General features: G+C 60.6%; 21 protein-coding genes and 1 other RNA gene. 15 read left to right on the top strand and 7 right to left on the bottom strand.

The annotated features are described in order from the left end of the window. The first annotated feature begins 64 nt into the window (after positions 1-64). From ettA to metF, 3 genes are all read left to right on the top strand, one after another. Positions 65-1714 carry an energy-dependent translational throttle protein EttA gene (gene ettA / locus ACQZ5G_RS13630; protein ID WP_080816446.1) on the top strand — a complete coding sequence of 550 codons (1650 nt, stop codon included), beginning with the start codon at positions 65-67 and terminating at the stop codon, positions 1712-1714. 160 nt (positions 1715-1874) lie between these two features. Further along, a complete protein-coding gene (locus ACQZ5G_RS13625) occupies positions 1875-2888 on the top strand; it encodes an ArsR/SmtB family transcription factor (RefSeq protein WP_003522176.1) in 1014 nt (337 codons plus the stop codon). 1 nt (position 2889) lies between these two features. Next, complete coding sequence (metF, locus tag ACQZ5G_RS13620) at positions 2890-3783, top strand: methylenetetrahydrofolate reductase [NAD(P)H] (protein WP_448736582.1); 894 nt, start codon at positions 2890-2892, stop codon at positions 3781-3783. Positions 3784-4249: 466 nt separating this feature from the next. Here the strand turns inward: metF and ACQZ5G_RS13615 are convergent, their stop codons facing one another. The 7 genes from ACQZ5G_RS13615 to ACQZ5G_RS13585 form a co-directional block, all read right to left on the bottom strand. Beyond that, the gene (locus tag ACQZ5G_RS13615) at positions 4250-5476 is read right to left on the bottom strand and encodes a lytic murein transglycosylase (RefSeq protein ID WP_448736583.1); all 1227 of its coding nucleotides are present in this window, start codon (positions 5474-5476) and stop codon (positions 4250-4252) included. 122 nt (positions 5477-5598) lie between these two features. Continuing rightward, the gene (locus ACQZ5G_RS13610; RefSeq protein WP_035239183.1) at positions 5599-6378 is read right to left on the bottom strand and encodes a glycoside hydrolase family 25 protein; all 780 of its coding nucleotides are present in this window, start codon (positions 6376-6378) and stop codon (positions 5599-5601) included. A gap of 234 nt (positions 6379-6612) precedes the next feature. Then, on the bottom strand, positions 6613-7332 hold the full coding sequence (locus ACQZ5G_RS13605; RefSeq protein WP_162935840.1) for a class I SAM-dependent methyltransferase: 720 nt from the start codon (positions 7330-7332) through the stop codon (positions 6613-6615). Further along, on the bottom strand, positions 7329-8579 hold the full coding sequence (locus tag ACQZ5G_RS13600) for a DUF3419 family protein (RefSeq protein WP_448736584.1): 1251 nt from the start codon (positions 8577-8579) through the stop codon (positions 7329-7331). The genes ACQZ5G_RS13605 and ACQZ5G_RS13600 overlap by 4 nt, the downstream gene beginning before the upstream one ends. Positions 8580-8778: 199 nt before the next feature. Continuing rightward, entirely contained in the window at positions 8779-9864 is a 1086-nt protein-coding gene (locus tag ACQZ5G_RS13595; protein ID WP_448736585.1) for a transglycosylase SLT domain-containing protein, read from the bottom strand. Between the two features lie 136 nt (positions 9865-10000). After that, positions 10001-10636, bottom strand: coding sequence for a LysE family translocator (locus ACQZ5G_RS13590; RefSeq protein WP_080816455.1), 636 nt, complete (start codon positions 10634-10636; stop codon positions 10001-10003). A gap of 52 nt (positions 10637-10688) precedes the next feature. Next, positions 10689-11900, bottom strand: a complete 1212-nt coding sequence (locus ACQZ5G_RS13585) for a pyrophosphate--fructose-6-phosphate 1-phosphotransferase (RefSeq protein ID WP_448736586.1) — start codon at positions 11898-11900, stop codon at positions 10689-10691. A 319-nt stretch (positions 11901-12219) separates the two neighbouring features. Between ACQZ5G_RS13585 and ACQZ5G_RS13580 the strand changes: the two genes are divergently transcribed. The 12 genes from ACQZ5G_RS13580 to ACQZ5G_RS13525 all read left to right on the top strand — a co-directional run bounded on the left by ACQZ5G_RS13580 (position 12220) and on the right by ACQZ5G_RS13525 (position 24648). Then, complete coding sequence (locus ACQZ5G_RS13580) at positions 12220-12960, top strand: J domain-containing protein (protein ID WP_003522185.1); 741 nt, start codon at positions 12220-12222, stop codon at positions 12958-12960. Then, positions 12957-13736, top strand: coding sequence for an N-acetylmuramoyl-L-alanine amidase (locus ACQZ5G_RS13575; RefSeq protein ID WP_448736587.1), 780 nt, complete (start codon positions 12957-12959; stop codon positions 13734-13736). The genes ACQZ5G_RS13580 and ACQZ5G_RS13575 overlap by 4 nt, the downstream gene beginning before the upstream one ends. Before the next feature lie 247 nt (positions 13737-13983). Then, positions 13984-14523 carry a lytic transglycosylase domain-containing protein gene (locus ACQZ5G_RS13570; protein WP_003522187.1) on the top strand — a complete coding sequence of 180 codons (540 nt, stop codon included), beginning with the start codon at positions 13984-13986 and terminating at the stop codon, positions 14521-14523. Between the two features lie 92 nt (positions 14524-14615). Beyond that, positions 14616-15803 (top strand): FAD-dependent oxidoreductase, encoded by a 1188-nt coding sequence (locus ACQZ5G_RS13565; RefSeq protein ID WP_448736588.1) that lies wholly within the window; start codon positions 14616-14618, stop codon positions 15801-15803. A gap of 59 nt (positions 15804-15862) precedes the next feature. Next, entirely contained in the window at positions 15863-17053 is a 1191-nt protein-coding gene (locus ACQZ5G_RS13560) for an NAD(P)/FAD-dependent oxidoreductase (protein WP_448736589.1), read from the top strand. Between the two features lie 56 nt (positions 17054-17109). Continuing rightward, an RNA gene (gene rnpB / locus ACQZ5G_RS13555) (RNase P RNA component class A) lies at positions 17110-17511 on the top strand. A 401-nt stretch (positions 17512-17912) separates the two neighbouring features. Next, on the top strand, positions 17913-18353 hold the full coding sequence (gene mraZ, locus ACQZ5G_RS13550; protein ID WP_448736590.1) for a division/cell wall cluster transcriptional repressor MraZ: 441 nt from the start codon (positions 17913-17915) through the stop codon (positions 18351-18353). A gap of 14 nt (positions 18354-18367) precedes the next feature. Next, entirely contained in the window at positions 18368-19393 is a 1026-nt protein-coding gene (gene rsmH / locus ACQZ5G_RS13545; RefSeq protein WP_448736591.1) for a 16S rRNA (cytosine(1402)-N(4))-methyltransferase RsmH, read from the top strand. Position 19394: 1 nt separating this feature from the next. Next, a complete protein-coding gene (gene ftsL, locus ACQZ5G_RS13540) occupies positions 19395-19949 on the top strand; it encodes a cell division protein FtsL (protein ID WP_020811527.1) in 555 nt (184 codons plus the stop codon). After that, a complete protein-coding gene (locus ACQZ5G_RS13535) occupies positions 19949-21691 on the top strand; it encodes a peptidoglycan D,D-transpeptidase FtsI family protein (protein WP_003522193.1) in 1743 nt (580 codons plus the stop codon). The genes ftsL and ACQZ5G_RS13535 overlap by 1 nt, the downstream gene beginning before the upstream one ends. A gap of 57 nt (positions 21692-21748) precedes the next feature. After that, positions 21749-23218, top strand: a complete 1470-nt coding sequence (locus ACQZ5G_RS13530; protein ID WP_448736592.1) for a UDP-N-acetylmuramoyl-L-alanyl-D-glutamate--2,6-diaminopimelate ligase — start codon at positions 21749-21751, stop codon at positions 23216-23218. Continuing rightward, complete coding sequence (locus tag ACQZ5G_RS13525) at positions 23215-24648, top strand: UDP-N-acetylmuramoylalanyl-D-glutamyl-2,6-diaminopimelate--D-alanyl-D-alanine ligase (RefSeq protein ID WP_448736593.1); 1434 nt, start codon at positions 23215-23217, stop codon at positions 24646-24648. The genes ACQZ5G_RS13530 and ACQZ5G_RS13525 overlap by 4 nt, the downstream gene beginning before the upstream one ends. The last annotated feature ends 14 nt before the right edge of the window (positions 24649-24662 follow it).

Below are 24662 nucleotides of genomic sequence, written 5' to 3'. Positions count from 1 at the left end.
CCCTACATAGCGGCAAATTTCCCGATACGTACTCTTAAAAATCCGATGTGGAGCATTCGCTACAATGGCACGTCAATTCATCTATCACATGGCCGGGCTGAACAAGGCCTACGGTGCGAAGAAGGTTCTGGAGAACGTTCATCTCTCCTTCTACCCCGACGCCAAGATCGGTATCCTCGGCCCGAACGGCGCCGGTAAGTCGACTGTTCTGAAAATCATGGCCGGCCTCGACAAGGAATATACCGGCGAGGCCTGGCTGGCCGAAGGTGCGACGCTCGGTTATCTCGAGCAGGAGCCGAAGCTCGACGAAAACAAGACCGTGATGGAAAACGTCATGGAAGGCGTGGCGAGCAAGACGGCCATCGTCGACCGCTACAACGAATTGATGATGAACTATTCCGACGAAACGGCGGATGAGGGCGCAAAGCTCCAGGACATCATTGACAGCCAGAATCTCTGGGACCTCGAAAATCAGGTCGAGATGGCCATGGACGCGCTGCGTTGCCCGCCCGGCGACTCGGCCGTAACCGGTCTTTCGGGTGGTGAACGCCGCCGTGTGGCGCTCTGCCGTCTGCTGCTGTCGCAGCCGGACCTGCTGCTGCTCGACGAACCGACCAACCATCTGGATGCTGAAACCATCGCTTGGCTCGAAAAGCACCTGCGCGATTATCCCGGCGCCGTGATGATGATCACCCACGACCGCTACTTCCTCGACAATGTCACGGGCTGGATTCTCGAGCTCGACCGTGGCCGCGGCATTCCTTACGAAGGCAACTACTCCGCTTACCTGCAGGCGAAAGCCAAGCGCATGCAGCAGGAAGCCCGCGAAGATGCCTCACGCCAGAAGGCCATCAGCCGCGAAAGCGAGTGGATCGCCTCCAGCCCCAAGGCACGCCAGACGAAATCCAAGGCACGTATCAAGGCCTATGACGAGCTGGTGGAAGCAGCGGAAAACCGCCGTCCCGGCGATGCGCAGATCGTCATTCCGGTTGCAGAGCGTCTCGGTCGCGTCGTCATTGAAGCCGACAACCTGACGAAGTCCTTCGGCGACCGCGTGCTGATCGAAAACCTGTCCTTCAAGCTGCCGCCCGGCGGCATCGTCGGCGTCATCGGTCCGAACGGTGCGGGTAAGTCCACGCTGTTCAAGATGATCACCGGTCAGGAAAAGCCGGATAGCGGTTCTGTGACTGTCGGTGAGACGGTGCAGCTCGGTTATGTCGACCAGAGCCGCGATACGCTGGCGGGTGACAAGACCGTCTGGGAGGAAATCTCCGGCGGCAACGACATCATCAAGCTCGGCAAGTTCGAAGTGAATTCGCGCGCCTATTGCGGCGCTTTCAACTTCAAGGGCGGCGATCAGCAGCAGAAGGTCGGCAATCTCTCCGGCGGTCAGCGTAACCGCGTTCACCTTGCCAAGATGCTGAAGGCCGGCGGCAACGTTCTGCTGCTCGACGAACCGACCAACGACCTTGATACGGAAACGCTGGCAGCACTTGAAGAAGCGCTGGAAGCCTTCGCCGGTTGCGCCGTTATCATCAGCCACGACCGCATGTTCCTCGACCGCCTGGCCACCCACATCCTCGCTTTCGAGGGTGACAGCCATGTGGAATGGTTCGAAGGCAACTTCGAAGACTATGAAAAGGACAAGGTTCGCCGCCTCGGCCCGGAAAGCATCAAGCCCGGCCGCGTGAGCTACAAGCGCCTGACACGCTGATCCCTTTCCGGATCCCTTCAGAAAGGCCCGCCGCAAAGCGGGCCTTTTTCCGTGTAATAAGCGGACATGATCGTGTCTCACGACACTTTGCGCTTGCATCGGACGCCACATCGACATAAAGATATCTTTATATCTTGATTAGCTTGCGAGGCGCGGCAGAGTGGCGTTCGGTCTGGACAAATTGGTGGATCTTCTGAAGGCGGCGGGTGAGCCGACGCGCTTCCGTTTGCTGGCGCTGCTTTCGGCCGGCGATCTGACGGTTACCGATCTTACCGAAATTCTCGGCCAGTCGCAGCCGCGCATCTCCCGTCACCTCAAGCTTTTGACGGAAGAGGGGCTGATCGAGCGTTATCAGGAAGGCGCCTGGGCCTATTTCCGCTTGCGGCAGGATGGTGAGCCTGCGGGCGTCGTCCGGCAGCTGCTTGGCGCCGCATCGCCCTCCGACGCCGTTCTCCAGCGCGACAGCGAGCGGCTTGCCACCGTCAAGCGGGTGCGGGCGGAGCGGGCGCAGGATTATTTCAGCCGCAACGCTTCCGCCTGGGACGAGCTGCGCCGCCTGCATGTCAGCGACGAGGCCGTGGAAGGCGCGCTCCTGAAGCTGGTGGGCACCACGCCGGTCGATTCGCTGCTTGACCTCGGCACGGGCACCGGCCGCATCCTGCAGCTGCTGAGCGGTATCTATCGCCGCGCGATCGGTGTGGATGCCAGCCGTGACATGCTCTCGGTGGCGCGTGCCAATCTCGACAAGGCGGGCGTGGTCAATGCATCCGTGCGCCATGGCGATATTCTCAACCTGCCGCTGGAAGGCCAGGATTTCGATCTGATCGTCATCCATCAGGTTCTGCATTTTCTCGACCAGCCGGAGATTGCGCTGTCCGAGGCCGCGCGCATGCTGCGCCCCGGCGGGCGGCTGATCGTTATCGATCTTGCGCCGCATTCCTTCGAATATCTGCGCGACGAGCATGCGCATGTGCGGCTCGGTTTCTCGCATCCGCTGATGGAAGAGTGGCTGAAGAAGGCCGGACTTTCTCTGGAGCGTGCCGTCGATCTTCATTCTGAAAAAGCGTCCGACGAAGCTCTGGATGTTACGATTTGGGTTGCCCGTGACCAGCGGCTGCTGATGGCAGACGATGTGGTGCAAGAGGCCGTTTTACTTGCTGCCGGGAGGGCATGATATGTTGAGGTCGGAAACCGCGCGCCGTGATGGCGATATCCGGTTGTCTTTCGAGTTTTTCCCGCCCAAGAATCCCGAGATGGAAACCCAGCTCTGGGAAACGGTTGCCGAGCTGAAGAAATGGAACCCGGATTTCGTGTCCGTCACCTATGGCGCCGGTGGATCCACCAAGGCGCCGACGCTGGATGCGGTGCGCCGCATGATCGGCGACAGCCATCTGGCGACCGCTGCGCATCTGACCTGCGTGGATGCCAGCCGTGAGGACGTGCATCAGGTCATCGAAGAGTTTCGTAATGCCGGCGTTCGTCATTTCGTGGCGCTGCGCGGCGATCCCTCCACGGGCATCGGCACGGCCTACAAGCCGCATCCGGAAGGGTATGAGAACGCCGCCGCTCTGGTGAAGGGGTTGCGTGAAATTGCCGATTTCGAGATTTCCGTTTCGGCCTATCCGGAAAAGCACCCGGAAAGCGCAAGCGAAGCGGTCGATATCGATATGCTGAAGCGCAAGGCGGATAATGGCGCGACGCGGGCACTGACGCAGTTCTTCTTCGATAATGACGTGTTCGAGCGCTATATGGAGATGGTTACGGCGGCGGGCATCACCATTCCGGTGGTTCCGGGCATTATGCCGATCCAGAACCTCACCCAGCTCAAGCGCTTCGCTGGCCGCTGCGGCACCAGCATTCCCGGTTTTCTGGATGAGCGTTTCGAAGGTTATGACGACGATCTGGAAGGTCGCGCCCGCGTGGCCGCGGAGGTTGCCGCCGAGCAGATCGCCGATCTGCAGCGGCGTGGCGTCAATGAGTTCCATCTCTACACCATGAACCGCGCGCCGCTGGTTGACGCGGTGCTTGAAAATCTCGGTCTGGAGCGTTTGCGCCGCAGCGCCGCCTGATTTTACCACAGCGGATTACCGACATGAAAAAAGCGCAGGTCCCTCAGGGCCTGCGCTTTTTAAACTCGTGTCATCTACGGTTCTTATCTGCGTTTGGTCTTCACGTCTCGTCAGATGAAAAGCATCATCGCTACGAACAAAAACGCCAAACCGACTGCCAAGGCATTGAGAGATTTTGTAAGTCCCATGGGTGCCTCCTCTTGTTGACAGGTTCGATAATATGACCGTTTTGTGGCAGTTGAAAAGCGGTTTTTGTGATGCAGTGCAGCACGTCTCCAGACGGCATAAAAAGGAAATTTCTGTAATTATTTGAAAATAAAAGATTATTTTCTTATCACGCAGTGCTTCATATGTTTAAAAAAAGTAAATGACCGGGGTGTTATCCCCAGTCATCAGGTCGAGATTAACACTTTATGCCTTGATTCCGTCCGACAGATTAAGGGCCGGAAGGCGCCGTTAAGATTGCTTAAAGCGCCTGCAGAAGTGCGGTCGAAGGCCAGCCATCGGCGGGCAGTCCGAGACGCTGCTGCTCCTTCTGGATGGCGACGCGGGTGCCGGAACCGAGAATGCCATCCACCTTGCCGACATTGTGTCCGCGCGCTTCGAGCTTGGTCTGAAGCTCCTTCATGGTCGCATCGTCGAAACCGGGCTCCGGGTTGCCCTTGTTGTAGACGGGAGAGCCCATGAGGCGGGTGGCGAAATAGGCGGCCGAGGTCGTGTAGATGAACGACTGGTTCCATTCCAGATAGATGTTGAAGTTCGGATAGGTGATGAAGGTCGGTCCCTTGCGTCCCTGCGGCATGATGAGGGCAGCGGGCAGGGTGGCGAAGTTTCTGTTGCCGTCGCGCGGGGTCACGCCCAGCGCGAACCAGTCACCGGCGGTCAACGGGCCGCCGAGGCCGGATTTTTCCCAGGGCAGGTTTTCCGGCAGCGAGACTTCCTGAATCCAGGGTTCGCCCTTCTTGAAACCGAGATGCTGGATGAACTTCGCAGCCGTCAGGATCGCATCCGGGGCGCTGCTCTTGACGTTGATGTGGCCGTCGCCATCGCCGTCGACGCCGAAGGCGATGATGTCCTTGGGCAGCATCTGCACCTGACCGATTTCACCGGCCCATGCGCCGGTATTGGCGGCGGGATCGAGATCGCCGTGCTGGACCATTTCGATCAGCGCCAGCAGTTGCGGGCGGAAGAGTTCCGGGCGGCGGCAATCATGCGAGAGGGTCACCAGCGCGTTGCGGGTGTTGAAATCGCCCTGAACGGCGCCGAAATCCGTCTCCATGGCCCAGAAGGCGGCGATGACGCCGGCCGGAACACCGAATTCGTTTTCGGCGCGGGCGAAGGTGGAGGAGAGTTCCTGAAGTTTCCTGCGGCCGATATCCAGACGGGCCTGGCTGACGGTGCGCTGGGAGAATTCCAGGAAGGTCTGGCGGAAGACGCCCTGTGCACGGTCACGCGAAAGCACCTTCGGGTCGATCTGCGCGCCGGCAAGCGCCTTCTGGATCGCGTCGGCCGGAATGCCCTTGGCAAGCGCATCGGCTTTCACGCCTTCGAGGAATGCACCGAGATCGCCGCCGCAGGCAACCTGCTTGGGATCATCGGGCGCGGCCACTGGCGGTGTGGCGAGGGCGGAGCCGGTGGAAAGAAGCGACAAAGCGGCGGCAAAAACGATGCTGCGCGACCGGAACGTGGGCATGGGAATTTCCTCGATAGGTTGTTAGCCCGCTTTACCCATATGTTTGCGACAAAAAAACGGACCGAATGATCTGACGCTGCAGAACAACGCCGATTTTTCAAAAGTGTTGCTTCTTGGCCGTGTTATTTGGCGGAAGCAATCCATTTCCGCCAGTTTTTCTCCGTGCCGGCAAAGACATTGATGTCGGTCGGACCGTTCACGCCGGGCACGACGCCGGTTGCAGTATATTGCCAGAAGGCCCATTTGCGATCTTCGTAGATCTTGGCCGGATGGGCGGCGACGGAGCGGACCCAGAAATGGTAATCCTTGAACTGGCCGACGAGATTGTCGCGGTGGAAGTCGACCGAGGTATAGATGATCGGACGCTTGCCATAGTGGGCTTCGATGCGGTCGAGGAAACGCTGCATCTCGGCGCGAACGATGCCGGGCGCCGGGCGCGTCTTGCAGGTGGGCGAGGCCGGGTTCCATTCCACGTCGAGAACCGGCGGGAGGGTGACGGCCTCCTTCGGCACGTTGCGAATGAACCAGTCGGCCTGGGCGTCTGCTGTCGAACAGAAATAATAGAAGTGGTAGGGCGCGTGCAGAACATCTGCCGCCGCCGCGCTGCGCCAATGGTCGCCGAATTTCGGATCGATGCGGTCCGATCCCTCCGTCGCCTTGATGAAGACGAAGGACACGCCTGATTTGCGCACGGTCGGCCAGTCGACATCGCCATTCCATTTGGACACGTCGATGCCGTGCACCTCATGGCGGTGCGGGTTGTTCGTGCCGAAATCCTGCGGATCGGTATCGGAAAATTTCGGCCTGGAAACGGATGCGGTTTCCAGCAGGTCATAGCTGGTGGAGGTGCAGCCGCCGATTAACAGCAAAGCCGACAATAGTGCCGATAAACGCAGCCGCATTGAAACCCTGATGAAAGTGTTGCCCATCCCGCGGCCGCAAAACGGCGCGCCGTATCTCCCGATTTACGCATAACATGGTAAAGAAGCGGTTATGGCAAGGGGCAAGGTGCTTTTTGCATCTCGCAAGCTGCTGGATTTGAAGCGATTTGCGATTTTTACTGCTGAAATCTCGCCGGGCGGAGCCTTGAAGGCAACGCCACAGGCGCGCAGGCGGGTTTCGCAATCCGTCGGGAATCAGGCGTCGGCCAGGATGCGGTGGATTTTCGGCTGCTGCGCTTCGGCAACCGGAAGCGTGATGACAGCCCGCCAGGCATAACCCCGGGCGATTTCCTCGAATTCGAGATTACCGTCAAAACGGCCGGCCATATTGGCCAGAACATAGCGGAGATTGGCGCGGGGCGTGACGTGGAAACGGGTGAGCCAGGCTTGCAGAAGGGTGCGGAACCACTTCGGCAATTGTTCCTGCTGGCCGAAATCGACGATATGCAGCGAACCGCCGGGTTTCAGCGCCGTGAGCGCCTGTTCGATCGCCTTTTCCCAGTCCGGTATCATCGACAGGGCATAGGGGATCATGACGCGGTCGAAGCCGTCGGGCTGGCCGAATTCGGAGGCGCGAAAAGCGGTGGCATCGGCCACGCGCAGAATGGGGCGTTCCGCCTTGCCGGCGAAATTCTCGGCTGCGGTCAGCAGCATTTCGGCGGAAATGTCGAGGCCGAACAGTCTTGCCTGCGGAAACTTGCGGCTGGCCAGCAGCAGGTTGCGGCCGGTGCCGCAGCCGACTTCCAACAGCGTGCCGCCTTTCGGCACATCGAGGCCGGAAATCGTCCGGTCACGGCCGAGAAGGTAATATTTGCGGGTGATATCGTAGATATGCCGCTGGTGGCGATACATGCGGTCCATCAGGCTCGCATGCGCGCTATCTGCAAGGCCCACATTCTCGCCGATGGTTTTCATGCCATAGCCCTCTGATAGATATGGAAGCCGCCGTAGATGGCCGAGCGGTCCATGGCGTTGAGCTCGTTGGAGCGCTCTTCGAGATAGACCCACTGGTTGCGGATATCGGGCGAAAGCCGGCCTTCGATGACGCTCTTTTCGGCCGCGGTGCGGAAGATGACGCGCGCACTGGGCGCGGCGGTGCGGCTGATCTGCGACCACAATTCGTTGAGCTGCGTGTCCGTCATCCAGTCCTGCGCATCGAGGAGGATATAACGGTCGACGGCGCTTGCCGGCTTTCTGGAGAGAAGCTCGGTATAGGTGGCGTGGTGAACCGCGACGCGGGCCGTGTTGTTGCGGATCATCTCGTAATATTCCGGCTTGAGATAGGCGGGCAGCGCGCCCTCATGCGGTTCGGGATAACGGCGCGCAAAGGCCTGCCAGGCGAAATAATTGTCGCTGAGCGGGAAGTTGCAGGCGAGCTTTTCCAGCCGCTCCTTGAGCACGGATGCGACCGTGCCATTGGCGGAAAGGCTGGCCAGCTCGTCATATTGCCGGGGCGGAATGCCGAGGCCGAACAGCGAGCTTTTGCGCTTCGTCAGCCAGCGCACCACCGGCTTGTCGAACAGCGGCGCCACCTTGCTGTCGAAAAACTGGCGCTGTTCGTCCAGCGTGCGGGTTTTGGCCATTTCGGTGAGCTTCACGCCGTGCAGCCGGGCCATGAGATGGCCGGCGCCGATGAAGCGGCCGAGCAGGCCGGTGCGATAGATATTCCTGTCGAAGACAGAGATGCGGCGGCGGCCGGAAAGGGTGCGCTTCGACCAGTAAGCCTTGGTCGTGGCGTCGAGATGCTCGGCGATGAAGCGGTCGTAACCGTGGCTGTTGCTGCGCGTATTGGCGCGGCCGAAGTGGCGCACCACGTCCTGATGGGCGGGCAGATGGCGGAAGGCGGCGAGCTTCAGCTTGTTCAGCGCGATGTGGTGCGGGTTGAGGTCCACGACATCGATGCTGGCCGGATTGCGGGAGAGATAGGCCAGCATGTTGCAGCCGCCCGAGCCGATGGTGACGATGCGATGACCTTCGCCAAGCTCCATCGCTTCCATGTCGATTTCCGGGTCTTCCCATATCTGCGGATAGACGAGGCCGGAAAAGAGGACGCCGAAGAAGCGCTCGGACAGACCGCTTTTGGAGAGTGCCTTGTGCTGGAGCAATGCGGACTTCAGTTTCGTGTTCTTGCTGAAGCCGGTCTTGGGTGCCGCACTCGTCATATGTTCACCTCTCAGTCGATTGAGAGGCGTCTACAGCCGTGACACTACAATTTGATGACAGGGGCTGTGGGCAAAGCCGGGGAATAGGGGTGTCGGTGGAAAACCAGCCCGCGCCGCCCAATCAGGATGACGAAATGAAAACACCCGGCGGCTTGAGAAAAGCCGCGCGGTTGCATTCGCATAACGGAGCCGGAGGCAATCACTTGCGCAGAACGTGCAGCATGCCCTTGCGCTTGGCGTCGTAATAATAACCGCGCGCATAAAGCCGGACGGCGTTGTCGCGGTCGTTGCCGGCCACAACCCATGCGCCGCGCAGATATTTGACGGCGTATTTGAGGTTGGTTTCGGCATCGAAAAGGCCGGAGGCGGGGCCATCGAAGCCCATGGAGCGGGCCGTGGCGTGCCGGATCTGCATCAGGCCGAAATTGCCGCTGCTATAGGCGCCGGGATTATATCGGCTCTCGCGCTGCACGACGCGGTGAACCAGATCTTCCGGCACATCATACATGGTGGCGTATTTGGTAATAAGGCCGCTCAGCTTTTCGCGTCCGACCGGCGCGGAATTGAGCGGCGCCGTCATCGATTCGTTCTGGCGAATGGCGGCCAGCGCGGCATTGGTGGGGCCGGCGGCATAGGCCAGAACCGTGCTGTCCGGCTTCGGCAGCGGAATGACTTTGCGTTCCGCCGTCAGTTCGGTGCCGATGGAGGGCGAGCCGGGCGGCGGCGGTGCAGGCGGGAAGCTGCCCTTGACGGCAACCACCTGCGGCAGATCGGCGGCGGCATTATGGGCAGCCGGCTTGGCCGCCACGTCAGCCGTTTCGATGGCTGCGGCCGCCGGAGTGGCGCTTGTCGGTGCCAGTGCCGTGGCCGTGGTCGGCGCAGATGTCGTCACACTCGCTTGGGCGACTTCGTTCTGCTGCGGTTGCATCTGGGCGGCGATGGCTGCGGCTGCAGCAATTTCAGAAGCTGGCGGTAGCGCCACGCGTCCGCCCTTGACGGCGACGGCGGTGGGAAGTGCTGCAGGCTGGGAAGAGGTTGCGGTTTCGGCGGTCTGCACCGTTGTTGCTGCTGCCGGGGTCGCGCCCACTGCTGATTCGGCCGTTGCCGGCTGCGCCGATGTTTGCGCAGGAGTGGTTGCGGGATTGACTGTTGCGATCTTCGGGCCGTTCGGCCCTTCCTTGGCGGTATATTCGACGCTGGTGCATGCGCTCAATGCCAGTGCCAGACCCACGGTGGAAGACAGAAGAAGTGCACTTCTTCCGCGGAATTTTCCCGAATTTCGCATGTTGCCGCCTTCGTTATGCCTGTCTTTCGATACCCCCGCGTCGAGCGAAGCAGGCAGTGTCCCGTCGCGCCTTCATTAACCTATTGTAAGGATAGCGGCAAGCCGGGACGTTTCTCGCCGGCTTTCGGGCGGTTTTTCAGGCCGCGATGCGCCTGTATCCGGCGCTGACGGCGCGGCCGGAAATGAAGTGGGTGCGGTATTTCGGCCGGATTTTTTTATCGCCCGACATGCGGCGCACCATCGCCAGAGTAGGCCCGGCAAACAGCGCCTGCGCGGTCAGAATCACCAGCGCCAGAAGCAGGATGGCGGCCTGCGCCATGGCAAGCGTTTCAATTGCATTGCCGGATGTGGACACGAATTGCGGCAGCAACGCCAGAAAGAAAGCGAAGTAGCGCGGGCGCAGGGCGGCAATGGCGTAACAATCGCGGAAAATGCCGCTCCAGGATTTACCCGGCAGGTTGTCATTATCGGCATTGGCCGCCTGTGCGGCAGGCGTGGCGAAGGTCCACAGGAGGAACAGCATCAGCCAGCCGATGCCGGCCCATTGCACGATTTCCACGAAGGATTGCGGCAGCCAGGCGAGACCGGCCACCGGAATGGCGGAAATCGTCATGGCCGTGACGATGCCGAGCGCGCCGCCGCTGACGGAGGCAAAGACCGTCTTTTTGCCCCGAATGGCGGCATAGGAGGCGACAGAGAATACAAGGGGAGAGGGGAGTGCGAACACAACGGCACATGCTGCACAAAAAATCAGCCAGGCCTGTCCAGACATTCTCTTCCTCCTTGCCCTCCCTGTCGCCGTATTATTTTAGCCTATCGTAAAATCAGGCCGCTGTGAACGGCTGACCGACGTGTTCCATCACTTCGGTAAACCATTTTGCAGAGAGGTCGAAATGCTTTCCGCCCTTGATACGCGGAAACTCGATGGTCCGCAATTTGCCATTCTGGTCTTCGTCATGGCCGGTGACGCCGGAGACCTTGTTGAGCGCGCTTTCGACGGCGAGATCGACCATGCCCTGAATGAGGCGCAGGTCGTCGCCATTGGCGGCGGCGGAGCGGGCGAAATAGCCCGATTTCTGCACCATGGAGCGTTCCGCACCGATGAGGCTGGCGAACTGCTTCTGGAACCAGCCGCCGACATTGATGGTGTCGATCTTCACATGGCCGAAAGCGTCGCGCTTGACGGCCTCGCCGGAGGCTTCGCGTTCGGCGACGATGGAATCGAGGCCCGCACCTTCGGAAACAAACAGCGTGACATAGCCGTTCCTGTCCATGATTTCCTTCAGTCGCTCGGCCTCCGCCTCGATGTCGAAGGCCATTTCCGGCAGGTAGATGCCGTCGATGTTCTTCATCTGCGTGTTCATCATCAGGCCTTCGACATATTCATTGCCGCTGGTCTTCTGGATATAGGCGCGGGCGGTGGCGGCGGTCAGCCAGCCGCAATGGCGGCCCATGACTTCGTGGATGACGAAGGTTTTCGGTGCAGCGCTCTGCTCGTTGCTGACATTGTCGAAGAAGGAGGCGCCGACTTCGGCGGCCGTCCAGGCGCCGAGCGACTGCTTGATCGGCACAACGTCGTTATCCACCGTCTTCGGCAGGCCGACAACGGTGAGATTGTAGCCGTTGGCGCCGAGATAGGCGGCAAGGTCGGCAGCCGTCGTGTTGGTGTCGTCACCGCCGATAGTGTGGAGAATGGTGATGCCGTCAGCCGCCAGCCGGTCAGCCGCGACGCGAAGCGGATTGTCGCCTTCCTTGACCAGACCGCGCTTGGCGCAATCGGCTGCATTGGTGAGCTTGACGCGGCTGTTGCCGATCGGCGAGCCGCCGTAACGGTGCAGCAGATGCGCCTTCTCCCGCATATCCCTGGTGATCTCGATACGGTCACCCAGAAGCACGCCCTGATAACCGGAGCGATAGGCCACGATGTCGATATCAGGCGCAATGTCGCTATAGCGCTCGATCAGGCCGCCCACGGCCGAAGAGAGACAGGGCGCAAGGCCACCCGCGGTCAGCATTGCGACTTTCTGTTTGGCCATCATGGCTCTCCTTTTCACATATACCCAAAGACATGTCTGGCAAATGGATGCGACAGCCGCGTGTAGGTGTAAAGTGAATTTATAAAGAAAAACGCCGATTTCTCGCGGTTTTTCAGCGGCTTGAGCAAAGTGGCGGAATATAATCGTTTCAATCGGCATAGCCGGTGGCCGGCTCCCCGTCGTCTGTGGAAAACCATGGCCCCATCGTCTGCGGCTCTCTTGTTCCTGAAGCAAAACTGTCGCAAAGATGAATAAAAGTTAATGCCGCCGGCCCGCTGGACATATTGCATTCGCGGCAATATCCCGTCATGCTTGTCGCATGATGTTCGATTTCGCCTGTCTGCAAATTTCATCCCTGTGGGAACGGCTGCTCGGCGCAATCGGCGACGCGGCAGGCGGTGCGCTCGGGCGCGTGGTGGAAGCCATCCGCACCCTTTTCGAGGGCGATCCGGAGACACGCCGCAAGGTTTCCTTTTCCGTGGCCATCATCGCGCTCTCCGCCAAGATGGCGAAGGCCGACGGTGTCGTCAACGATGCCGAAGTGCGCGCCTTCCGGCAAATCTTCGATTTTCCGGAAGAAGAAGCCAAGAACGTCGCCCGTCTTTATAATCTCGCCCGTCAGGATGTTGCCGGTTACGAGGCCTATGCCGAGCGGCTTGCCGGTCTGTGCGGTTCCGGACATGCCAATTGCGAGATGCTGGAAAGCGTCATCGACGGCCTGTTCCACATCGCCAAGGCCGATGGGCTGATCCATGAGCGGGAACTGGCCTTCCTCGGCCGGATCGCGGAAATCTTCCGTATCACCGAAGATCACTTCGAAACGATCATGGCGCGGCATGTCCATATGGACGGGCGCGACCCCTATCGCGTGCTCGGCGTTTCGCCTTCCGACGATTTTTCCGATATTCGCCGGCGTTATCGTTCGCTGGTTGCCGAACACCATCCCGACAAGCTCATTGCACGCGGCGTTCCCATGGAATTGCATGCGGCCGCGAATGAGCGTATGGCGGCTCTCAACGCCGCCTATGCGGCCATCGAGAAAGAACGCCGCGTCGCATGAGTGAATGTCTGCCGGATTTTACCCCGGATTTCGGGGGCGCAGCCGTTGCGCCTTCGCCTAACCATGGCGAAAGGCTGGGTGTGGCCAGCCCCGATATTATCCTGCTGCATTATACCGGCATGACGACGGCCGACGGCGCGCTGTCGTGGCTCTGCAATCCGGAAAGTCAGGTTTCCAGCCATTATTTCGTCTTCGAAGACGGGCGTGTCATTCAGCTCGTGCCGGAAACCCGCCGTGCATGGCACGCGGGCAAAAGCATCTGGGCGGGGGATCAAGACATCAATTCCCGCTCCATCGGCATCGAGATCGCCAATCAGGGCCATCCCGGCGGCCTGCCGGAATTTCCGGAAAAACAGGTGGAAGCCGTCATCGAATTGTGTCGCGATTGCGGCCAGCGCTGGTCTATCGCCCCTGAAAGGGTGCTGGCGCACTCGGATGTCGCGCCGATCCGCAAGGTCGATCCGGGTGAAAAATTCCCGTGGGACATCCTGTCGCAGCACGGTGTCGGCCATTGGGTGGAGCCTGCGCCGATCCGTGGCGGGCGTTTTTTCCAGCGCGGCGACCATGGCCAGCCGGTCGAAGCGCTGCAGTCGATGCTGTCCATCTATGGTTACGGCGTTGAAATTACAGGCGCTTATTGCGAGAAAACCGAAGGCGCCGTGGCTGCCTTCCAGCGGCATTTCCGTCCCGCTCTGGTGGATGGCATCGCGGATTTCTCCACCATCGACACGCTGCATCGGCTGATCGCCAGCCTGCCGAGATTTTCGGCCGCCTGAACGCGGATTCAGGAAAATCGTTCCCGGTTTTCTTGCCTTTCAAGTCGCTTTTTTTACCGTGCCACAGTTAATCCGCATTGAGGAAGTTTAAGAACGTCACTGCATGCGGTGTCGTTCTTCAGGGGAACCTGCCGTCAATATCAATCAAGGAGACCGGACAGCGGAAGGTCGTGATCGACTTTCCGGGCGCAGATTATTTGTGTCGCTTCATTGTTTCTGTCATCCGATCTGGAGACTTTTTCTACATATGAACAGGGTTGTTGTTGCTGTCGTGGCGGGCGTTGTTATGCTCGCTTCGCAGGCGGGGATTGCTTTTGCCAAAGACGAGGACGTCAAGACCAAAACCGTGACGCTGGAGACCTTCTTCCGCAAGCCCGGTTATCCCATCCCCGAAAAGAGCCTGCCTTCCTCGCTCAGGAACGATTATTCCGATCTGATCGTCAAATATGCCAAGCGTTACGGCGTTCCCACCAATCTGGCGCATGCCGTGGTTTCGGTGGAAAGCAAGTTCAATCCGAAGGCCCGCGGCAGCGCAGGCGAGGTCGGGCTGATGCAGATCAAGCCGGCAACGGCGCGGATGATGGGTTATCGCGGCACCACCAAGGCGCTCTACGATCCCGAGACCAATATTCGCTGGGGCATGCAATATCTGGCGACGGCGCATCAGCTTGGCGGCGGCCAGGTGTGCAGCACGATCCTGCGTTACAATGCAGGCCATGGCGCCACCCGGATGAACCCGGTATCCAAGCGCTATTGCGGCAAGGTGCAGGCGCTGCTGGCCGGCTGAGGCCGTCATCGATCGTCTGCGGAATTGCGAAAAGCGATTCCGGTTCGGCCCGGCATGCTGTAGTCAGAAGCAAATCTGATACGGAGCATGACATGCCGGATTTCAAGTATATCGTCGTCGGGGCCGGAATGATGGGAGCGGCTGCGGCGCGGCATCTCTCAGTGCAAACGGATGGCGTGGCGCTGATCGGCCCGGATGAACCCGCCGATCGCAAGACCCATCAGGGTGTGTTTTCGAGCCATTACGACGAAGCGCGCATTACCCGCGGTTTTGATGGCGATCCGGTCTGGGCGGAACTCGCGCAGCGCTCCATCCGCCGTTATGCGGAGATCGAGGCCAAAAGCGGCATCCGCTTTTTCACGGAAGCGGGCTGCCTGTTTACCGGAAACGGCAAGGGGCTTGCGGGGGACTATGTCTCGCGCGCGCTTGCCTCGGCCGACCGTCTCGGTCTCGGTGTCGAGACACTCGGCACTGATGCGCTGGCTGGCCGGTTTCCGATGTTCTCCCTGCCGGCCGATCACAGCGGTTATTTCGAGGCGCAATATGCCGGCCACGTCAATCCGCGCGCCTTGGTGAAGGCGCAATGCACGATTGCCGTCGCACAGGGCGCGCGGCTTGTGCGCCAGACGGCGGCGCATATTCGCGATACTTCCCATGGCGTCGAGGTTTCGACTCGGGAAGGGGCGGTTCATACGGCTGAAAAGGTTATCGTAGCGGCCGGGGGTTTCACCAACATGGCCGAGCTTCTGCCTTCTCCGGTCGATATGGCGGCCACGGGCCGCACCATCGTCTTTTTTGAGCTGGATGAGGCGCGGCAGACGCTGTTCGGTGCGATGCCCTCCACCATCGTACTGGCGGAAACCGAGGACGACATCGTCTATATCCTGCCGCCGGTGCGTTATCCCGATGGCAAGGTCTATCTGAAGATCGGCGGCGAGAGCGAAAAGGGCAGGCTTGAAACGCTCACTGACGCGGTTGACTGGTTCCATTCGGACGGCACGCCGGGTGAGGTGGAGTTTCTGAAAAAGCGGGCGCTCTCCTTGATGCCGGAGCTTGCGGGCTGCCCGGTCACCTCAGGCTCCTGTGTCGCCTCCATTACCCGCAGCGGCTATCCCTATATCGGCTATACGCAATCCTCCAATATCGCGGTTCTGACCGGCGGCAATTTCGTCTCCGCCAAGTCTTCGGACGAAATCGGCCGGCTGGGCGCCATGCTGCTTTTGAACGGCCAGTTGACCGAGGATGAATTCGCCGCCGAAATGTCGCCGGTTTTCGTCTGACATTCAGGGACGAAGCAGCTACAAGGTTGCGACGGAAATGAGCGGATGAAGAGGGCGGCATGTCGGGACATTTCAGATACATCGTCGTGGGTCGCGGCATGATGGGTGCGGCCGCCGCCCGCCATCTGGCCGAAACGGTGGATGGCGTCGCGCTGATCGGCCCCGGCGAACCTGCCGACATCAAATCGCATCGGGGTGTCTTCGCCAGTCACTATGACGAGGCGCGGATTACCCGCACCATCGACGGCGATGCCGAGTGGGCGCTGCTCGCCAACCGCTCGATAGCGCGTTACGCCGATATTGCCGCAAGAAGCGGCGTTGAATTTTATGCGCCGGTTGGCTGCCTGATGGTGGGGCCCGAACGGGGCGGCGATAATCCTTTTGTCGACGATGTCCGCAAGGCGGCGGCGCGGCTCGGCGTGTCCACGGAACTGCTGGACGGGGAAGGCCTCGAAAGCCGCTTTCCCTATTTCTCCTTCGAGCCGGCTTGCGAGGGGGTATTCGAGAGAAACAATGCCGGATACGTCAATCCGCGTGGGCTGGTGAAGGCGCAGGCTGTTCTCGCTGAAAAGGCAGGCGTGACGCTTATCGACGATATCGTCGTCTCGACTCGGGAAGAGGATGGTCGCGCACGGGTGGAGACGGCCTCGGGCGCGGTTTATACCGCAGACCGGGTGCTGGTGGCGGCCGGCGGCTTCTCGATCACGAAAGATCTGCTGCCGCAGCCGGTGGCCCTCGATGTCTATGCACGCACCGTCGCTTTCTTCGAGGTAGATGAGGGCGATCTGGATCAATATACGGACATGCCGTCGCTGATCTATGAGCCGCGCGACACGACGAAACATATCTATCTTCTGCCGCCGGTGCGCTATCCGGATGGCAAATTCTATCTGAAGATCGGCGGCGATCCTGACGACAAGAGGCTCGGCAGCGACCCGGAAATCCGGGAATGGTTCCGCTCCGGCGGACGCGAAAGCGTGCGTGATCATCTCTCCGAAATCGTCGGATCGCTGGTGCCTTCCATCGATCTCTCGCGTGTCTCGATGGCCGCCTGTGTCGTCTCCAAAACGCAAAGCGGTTATCCGGCCATCGGCTTCACCGCCTCGCCGAAGATTGCGGTTCTGACCGGCGGCAACGGTACGGCGGCCAAGAGTTCCGATGAGATCGGACGGCTCGGTGCTCTGCTGTTGCGGGATGGAAAGATCGCCGACAGCGCCTTTGCGACGGATTTCAAACCGGCATTTCTTTGATCCTTGCCTGCGCTTTTCGGTGGCTTTCGCCTCGGAACATGGTTATGCAGCCCATGCCAGTTGGCCGGGCAGCCGCGCTTTACCAATGTCGAAAGACGGTAAGGTGAGGAAAGTCCGGGCTCCACGGAAATACGGTGCCGGATAACGTCCGGCGGGGGTGACCCCAGGGAAAGTGCCACAGAGAGCAAACCGCCATGCATCGCATGGTAAGGGTGAAAGGGTGGGGTAAGAGCCCACCGCGCTTCTGGTAACAGCGGCGGCAAGGTAAACCCCACCGGGAGCAAGACCGAATAGGGATGACACGGGGCGGGCGAAAGCCCGTTCACAGCCGGTTTCCAGGCCCGTCATCCGGGTGGGTTGCGCGAGGCGGCATGCAAATGCCGTCCCAGATGAATGGCTGCCACGTTCCGGGTCAAACCGGGGCCATACAGAACCCGGCTTACAGGCCAACTGGCGAATTTTCCTTTCCGACCCTGAATTGCGGGTCTCATGTGGGATTTGGTTATCCCGTTGCTTCATAAAAGAGAAATGGTTGTTTTGCGGCGAATTTCCGCGCAGCGAAAGCGCATCGCCGCGCGCAAAGTAAACCATTCGTTAAACTTAACGGCTTATGAATTTCCGATGCGAAGTCGGTATCGTGCCGGCTTCTCCCATTGACGCCCATAGTGTCCCATGATATCCCAAATGCACACCACATTGGGTCGTGTTTTTGACCCACAATCGCTGAAACGAGTGAGGAGCCTGCGAGGGGCTGCTGCAGGGCACGTCGCCCTGGCGCTTGGCGATGTGTCGTGCGTACCGGTGTCGTCTGTGAAGTGGATGGTTCGCTTTGCGGAATGCGGTTTTGGCGAGTTGAGTAATGGACCGCTTTTTATCGAACGTGACGAACAGGATCGACGCCAAGGGGCGCGTTTCGGTTCCGTCTCCGTTTCGTTCGGTGCTGGTCAGGCGCGGCATTCAGGAGCTTTATTGTCTTCAGGATTTCGCCTTTCCGGCCATCAGTGTCGGCGGTCCGGATTTGCTGGAGCGCTACGAGCGGCAGATTGCGTCGATGGATGCCTTCTCGCCCGAGGCGAACGCGATGTCGCTGCTGGTTCACGGCGGCGGCGTTTTCATGAAGCTCGACCAGGAAGGTCGATTGATGGTGACGGATTTCGTGCGGGAATTCACCGGCATATCCACCGAAGTCACCTTCGTCGGACGGGCGGATCATTTTCAGCTTTGGCAACCGAATGCGTTTTTGGCGGCGCAGACGGAAGCAAGAGCGGGGCGCGGTTTTTCGGCTGCTCGCCCCGCCTAGGACGGGGACACGGAATGGCGGCGAATTCTGGCGGACGATCTTCTGATGCCGATGGCGGACCTCAGCGTCACATCCCGGTCCTGCTTCGCGAAGTCATTGCCGCGCTGGAGCCATCATCCGGCAAGATCATTCTCGACGGCACGTTCGGCGCCGGCGGCTACACCCAGGCCATTCTCGATCAGGGCGCTGACGTCATCGCGCTCGACCGCGATCCGACCGCTATCGCCGGCGGTCAGGCGATGGTTGCCGCCAATGGCGGCCGGTTGAGCCTCATCCAGTCGCAATTCTCCGATCTCGCAAAGCATGCCCCGCAAGGCGGGCTCGATGGCGTCGTTCTGGATATCGGCGTTTCCTCCATGCAGATCGACGAGGCCGAGCGCGGTTTTTCCTTCCAGAAAAACGGCCCCCTCGATATGCGCATGTCGGGTTCCGGCGTTTCGGCGGCCGATGTCGTCAATCGTGCGAAGGTCAGCGATCTGATCCGTATCTTCGGTTTTCTCGGTGAAGAAAAGCAGCCGGGCCGCATCGCCCGCGCCATAGAGAAGAAGAGGGCGGAAGAGCCGTTCCGCACCACCCGCGATCTGGCGGGCCTCATCGAGATCGTCACGCCGCGTAAGGCCAAAGACAAGATTCATCCCGCAACGCGGGTGTTTCAGGCGCTGCGCGTTTTCGTCAATGACGAGCTGGGCGAGCTTGCACAGGCGCTTTTTGCCGCCGAGCAGGTTTTGAAGCCCGGTGGCCGACTGGTCGTCGTCACCTTCCATTCGCTGGAAGACCGTATCGTCAAGAAATTCTTCTCCGACCGTTCGGGCAAGGCTGCCGGTTCCCGGCACCTGCCGATGGTGGAGGACAAGCCCGCCATTTTCGACAATATCGGCAAGCCGATGATCGCCGCCAGCGACGCGGAGGCGGAACTCAATCCGCGTGCCCGATCCGCCAAACTGCGGGCCGGTCTGCGCACGACCGCACCGGCGCGCGCGGCGGATTATTCGATCTTCGAGCTTCCCGATCTCGCCAGCCTTGAAAAGATGGGAGGCTGATATGCTGCGCACTTTCGATGTCATCTTGATGGGTGTGATGGTCGCCGCGGCCGTCGTGACCTATTCGATCAAGCACAAGGCCGATCTGAAGCTTGAGGAGGTCCGCAAGCTGGAGGCCGAGATCAAGCTTGAGAAGGATACGATCGATCTTTTGAGGGCCGACTGGGCGCTCTTGACGCAGCCGAACCGTTTGCACCGGCTCGTGAATGCCTATCAGGACGAGCTTGGTCTTTCGCCGACGCTGCCGACGCAACTGGCGCAGCCGCGCGAGCTGCCGATGCTGCGCTCGCAACTGCCGCAGCCGCCCGAGCCGGAAGGCATGAGCGTCGAGGATGTCATTGCCGCTGCTGTCAACGGTTCCAAGCCGGGTGCGACGCTTGGTGCGGCCACCAAAAAGAAATCACCGCCAGCGGGCCAGATTGCCGTCAACGGCACTCCGGTTCCGACACCCCGGGCGCGTGTTTCCCGTCCCACAGCGGCTCCGGCCGTCTCCGCCGTCGCGGGCGATGAAACCGACGACATGGATGACACGATAACAGGATCGGTGAACCGCTGATGTCTTTTCTCTCCCGCGTCATGGTTTTGAAGAGCAAGGCTCATTTTTCCGCCAGCACCACCGGCGTCTACACCGATCATGCGGCCTTTGAAGGCGCGCGCAAGAAGCGCGCCGCCCAGGCGAAAAGCCGCGTCGGCCTGATCATTTTCGGTTTCGTGGCCTTTTACGCCGTCGTTGGCGGGCGTCTCGTGCAGTATGGCATGGCGGAGCAGGAAACGGTGTCGAGCATCGCACCCGCCGACCGCTTGATGGCGTCGCGCCCCGATCTTCTCGACCGCAATGGCGAGGTTCTGGCCACCGATATTCGCACCGTCTCGCTTTTCGCCGAACCGCACCGCATCGTCGATATCGATGAGGCTATCGAGAAGCTGCGGACGGTTCTGCCGGATCTCGACCAGCGCAGCACCTATCAGAAGCTTTCCTCCAATTCGCGCTTCCAGTGGCTGCGCCGCCAGCTGACGCCGAAGCAGCAGAGCCAGATTCTGGCGCTCGGCATTCCAGGCGTCGGCTTCCGCCCGGAAAAGCGCCGCTTTTATCCCGGCGGGCCGACCGCTGCGCATGTCGTCGGTCACGTCAATATCGACAATCGCGGCGTTGCCGGCATGGAACGTTACGTCGACAGCCAGGGCCTTGCCGATCTGACCGCGCTCGGCATGACCAGCGACCAGCCGCTGGAGCCGGTGAAGCTTTCCATCGATTTGCGCGTGCAGTCCATTGTCCGCGAAGTCGTGACCTCGGCCATCACCAAGTTCCAGGCGATCGGCGCCGGCGCGGTGGTTCTGGACGTGCATACCGGCGAAGTCCTCGCCATGGCTTCCGTGCCGGATTACGATCCGAACAACCCGGCCGAAGGCGCCAAGGAAGGCTGGCTCAACCGCATGTCGAACGGCACGTTCGAAATGGGGTCTACATTCAAATCCTTCACGATTGCCATGGGTCTCGATTCGGGCCGCGTTCGTCTCGGCGATACCTTCGATGCGCGTTATCCGATCCGCATCGGCGGTTTCACCATCAAGGACTTCCACGGCAAGGGCCGGATGCTTTCGGTGCCGGAAATCTTCCAGTATTCCTCCAACATCGGTACGGCCAAGATTGCCGACACGGTGGGAACGGAAGGCCACAAGGAATTCCTCACCCGGCTTGGCCTTTTGACCCGCATGCAGACCGAACTGCCGGAAGTGGCTCTGCCGTCGCAGCCGCGCGAATGGAAGAAGATCAACTCGATTACCATTTCCTTCGGCCACGGCGTTTCCACGACACCGTTGCAGACGGCGGTTGCCGGCGCTGCACTCGTCAATGGCGGCAAACTGATCGAGCCGACTTTCCTGCCGCGTACCCGCGAACAGGCCGATCAGGTGGCCAAGCAGGTTCTGAAGCCGGGCGCCAGCAAGGACATGCGTTTCCTGTTCGAATGGAACGGGGTCAACGGTTCGGGCCGCAACGCGCGCGTCGATGGTTTCAACGTCGGCGGCAAGACCGGTACGGCCGACAAGGTCGTCAACGGACGTTACGTGCACGACAAGAACTTCAACGCCTTCCTCTCGGCCTTTCCAATGGACGATCCGCAATATGTCGTGCTGTCCTTCATCGACGAGCCGAAGACGGACAAGGGCAATGGTGCGGCACTCGCCGGCACATCCGCAGCGCCGATGGTGCGCGATATCATCACCCGTACGGCGGCCGTGCTGGGCGTGAAGCCGAAGTTCGGCAAGGATGGCTCGGCCTTGCTCGTGTCTTATTGATTGTTAGCTTATGATGTTCCGGCGATTCGCGCCGGGGGGACAAGACGGACACAGTCGATGAATTTGCGAGATATATCCGGAAATGCGTTTCCGGAATTGAAAGAATTGCTCCTGTCTGAGATCGGGGCGATCGAAATCGGGGGGATCACCGCAGACAGCCGCAAGGCTGCGCCCGGCAGCCTGTTCGTGGCGGTTGCGGGCACCAGGGCGGATGGCGCCGCCTATGTGAAGGACGCGGTTGCCAAGGGCGCGGTCGCTGTCGTTTCCGGACACGCGCTGGATGCCGATGTGCCGGTGCTTTCGGTCACCGATCCACGCCTTTATCTCTCCCTTGCCGCTTCCCGTTTTTACGGAAAACAGCCGGAAACCATGGTCGCCGTCACCGGCACTGCGGGAAAGACGTCCGTTGCATCCTTCGTGCGGCAGATCTGGGCTTTCGCCGGCCATGCCGCAGCGCAGATCGGCACGACAGGTGTGATTGCACCCGGCCGCGAGGATTACGGCGCGCTCACCACGCCCGATCCGGTGACGCTGCATGCGCTTCTGGCCGAACTTGCCGCCGAAGGCGTGACGCATGCGGCGATGGAGGCGTCCAGCCATGGTCTCGACCAGCGCCGTCTCGATGGAGTGAGGCTGGCAGCCGCCGGTTTCACCAATCTCGGCCGCGACCACATGGATTATCATCCGACCGTCGAGGACTATATGGCCGCGAAGATGCGGCTCTTCGATACGCTGATGGAAAAGGGCGCTCCCGCCGTGATCTTCGCCGACGATCCATGGTCGCAACAGGCGATCCGCGCGGCGCGCGAAGCCGGTCTCGATGTGCGCACGGTCGGTCGCAAGGGCGAATATCTGGCCCTGAAGCGGGTGGAGCACTTCCGTCACAAGCAGATGATCGAAGTGCATCATGACGGCGAGATTTATGAAGTCGACATCCCATTGGCGGGCGATTTTCAGGTTGCGAACGCTCTCGTCGCAGCCGGTCTTGCCATGTCCACCGGCGTTCCCGCTGCAACCGCGCTGAAGGCGCTCGAAAAGCTGATCGGCGCCGCCGGCCGTCTGGAACTCGTTGGCCAGACGAAGAACGGTGCGCTTGCCTATGTGGATTACGCCCACAAGCCGGATGCGCTGGAAAATGTGCTCACCTCGGTCCGGCCCTTCACCTCGGGCCGCATCATCACCGTCTTCGGCTGCGGCGGCGACCGCGACAAGGGCAAGCGCCCGATCATGGGCGAGGTTGCGACGCGGCTTTCCGACATCGTCATCGTCACCGACGACAATCCGCGTTCGGAAGATGCTGCAACGATCCGTTCCGAAGTCATGGCGGCGGCACCCGGCGCATTGGAAATCGGCGACAGGGCGGAGGCTATCCGCCATGCGGTGTCGCTGCTTTCGCATGGCGATACGCTGATCGTCGCGGGCAAGGGGCATGAAGAGGGGCAGATCGTCGGTTCGGTAACGCTGCCGTTTTCCGATCATGAACAGGTGCGCGCTGCACTGGCAGGGCTGGAAGGATCGAAGATTTGAGCTGGTTATGGACAGTCGCCGACATGATCGCCATCACGGCAGGACGCCCCGTGGGCAACCTGCCGACCGGAATCACCGGCATTTCCATCGACAGCCGGACGGTCAAGCCGGGCGAAGCGTTCTTCGCCATCAAGGGCGACCGGGTGGACGGTCATGATTACACCAGCTTCGCCGTTGCAAACGGGGCGGGACTTCTGGTCGTTGCCGAGGCCAAGCTGCCGGCGCTCGGCCGCCTGACCGTGCCGATGATCGTGGTGGAAGACGTGCTTGCCGCACTCGGCAAGCTCGCCATCGCGGCGCGTGAAAGAACGTCGGCGCGCATCATTGCGGTGACCGGTTCGGTCGGCAAGACGACGACCAAGGAAATGCTGCGGCAGGCGCTCGCCCCTTCGGGCCGGGTGCATGCGGCGGTGGCTTCCTTCAACAACCATTGGGGTGTGCCGCTGACCTTGGCGCGCATGCCGGCGGACACGGAATTCGGCGTGTTCGAAATCGGCATGAACCATTCCGGCGAAATCCGGCCGCTGGTGAAGATGGTGCGTCCGCATGTGGCGATCATCACGACCATCGCGCCGGCCCATCTCGGCAATTTCAAGAACATCGAAGAGATCGCTAGCGCCAAGGCGGAGATTTTCGAGGGTCTGGAGGAGGGCGGTTCCGTCATTCTCAACCGCGATAACGCCCAGTTCGAACAGCTTGAAGAAGCGGCGCAGGAACAGGGTATCGAGCATATCCTCACCTTCGGGCAGCATGCCAAGGCGGATTTCCGCCTCGCGGATTTCGAGAGCACGACGACGGGCTCGACGATCTGGGCGATCCTGAACGGCGAAACCAGCGAATTGCACATCAATATTCCCGGCCGGCACATTGCTGATAACGCCATGGCCGTGCTGGGCGCCGTTGCCGTCACCGGCGCCAATCTCGACCGCGCCTTCGAGGCGCTGGGAACGCTCGAGGCGGTAAAGGGGCGCGGCCAGCGCCATCAGCTGGCAATCAATGGCGGCACCTTCCTGCTGATCGATGAAAGCTACAATGCCAATCCGGCCTCCATGCGCGCCGCGATTGCCGTGCTGGCGGAAACGGAAACGCAGGGTCACGGTCGGCGCGTCGCCGTTCTCGGCGACATGCTGGAGATGGGTGAGTTTTCCGCGCAGTTGCATGAAGAGTTGGCGGGCCCACTGCTCGCGGCCGGTATCGAACATGTCTGGCTGGCGGGGGAGGCGATGGCCGCATTGCGCGATGCACTGCCGGACAGCGTGACCGTGATCTGGTTCCCGACGACGGCGGAACTGACCGATTTCGCCCTGCAATGGGTGCAACCGGGAGACGCGCTGATGGTAAAATCGTCACTTGGCCTCGGTTTCGGCAAGATTGTCGCCGCCCTGCTTGACAAGTATCCGGCATTCCCCGAGACGGAACGCCAAGTCTGAAATAGCCTTTTGAA

This window comes from Agrobacterium sp. 22-214-1 (assembly GCF_053522465.1).
Note: the sequence above shows the minus strand (reverse complement) of the source record. Positions and strands in the feature narration are given on the sequence as shown.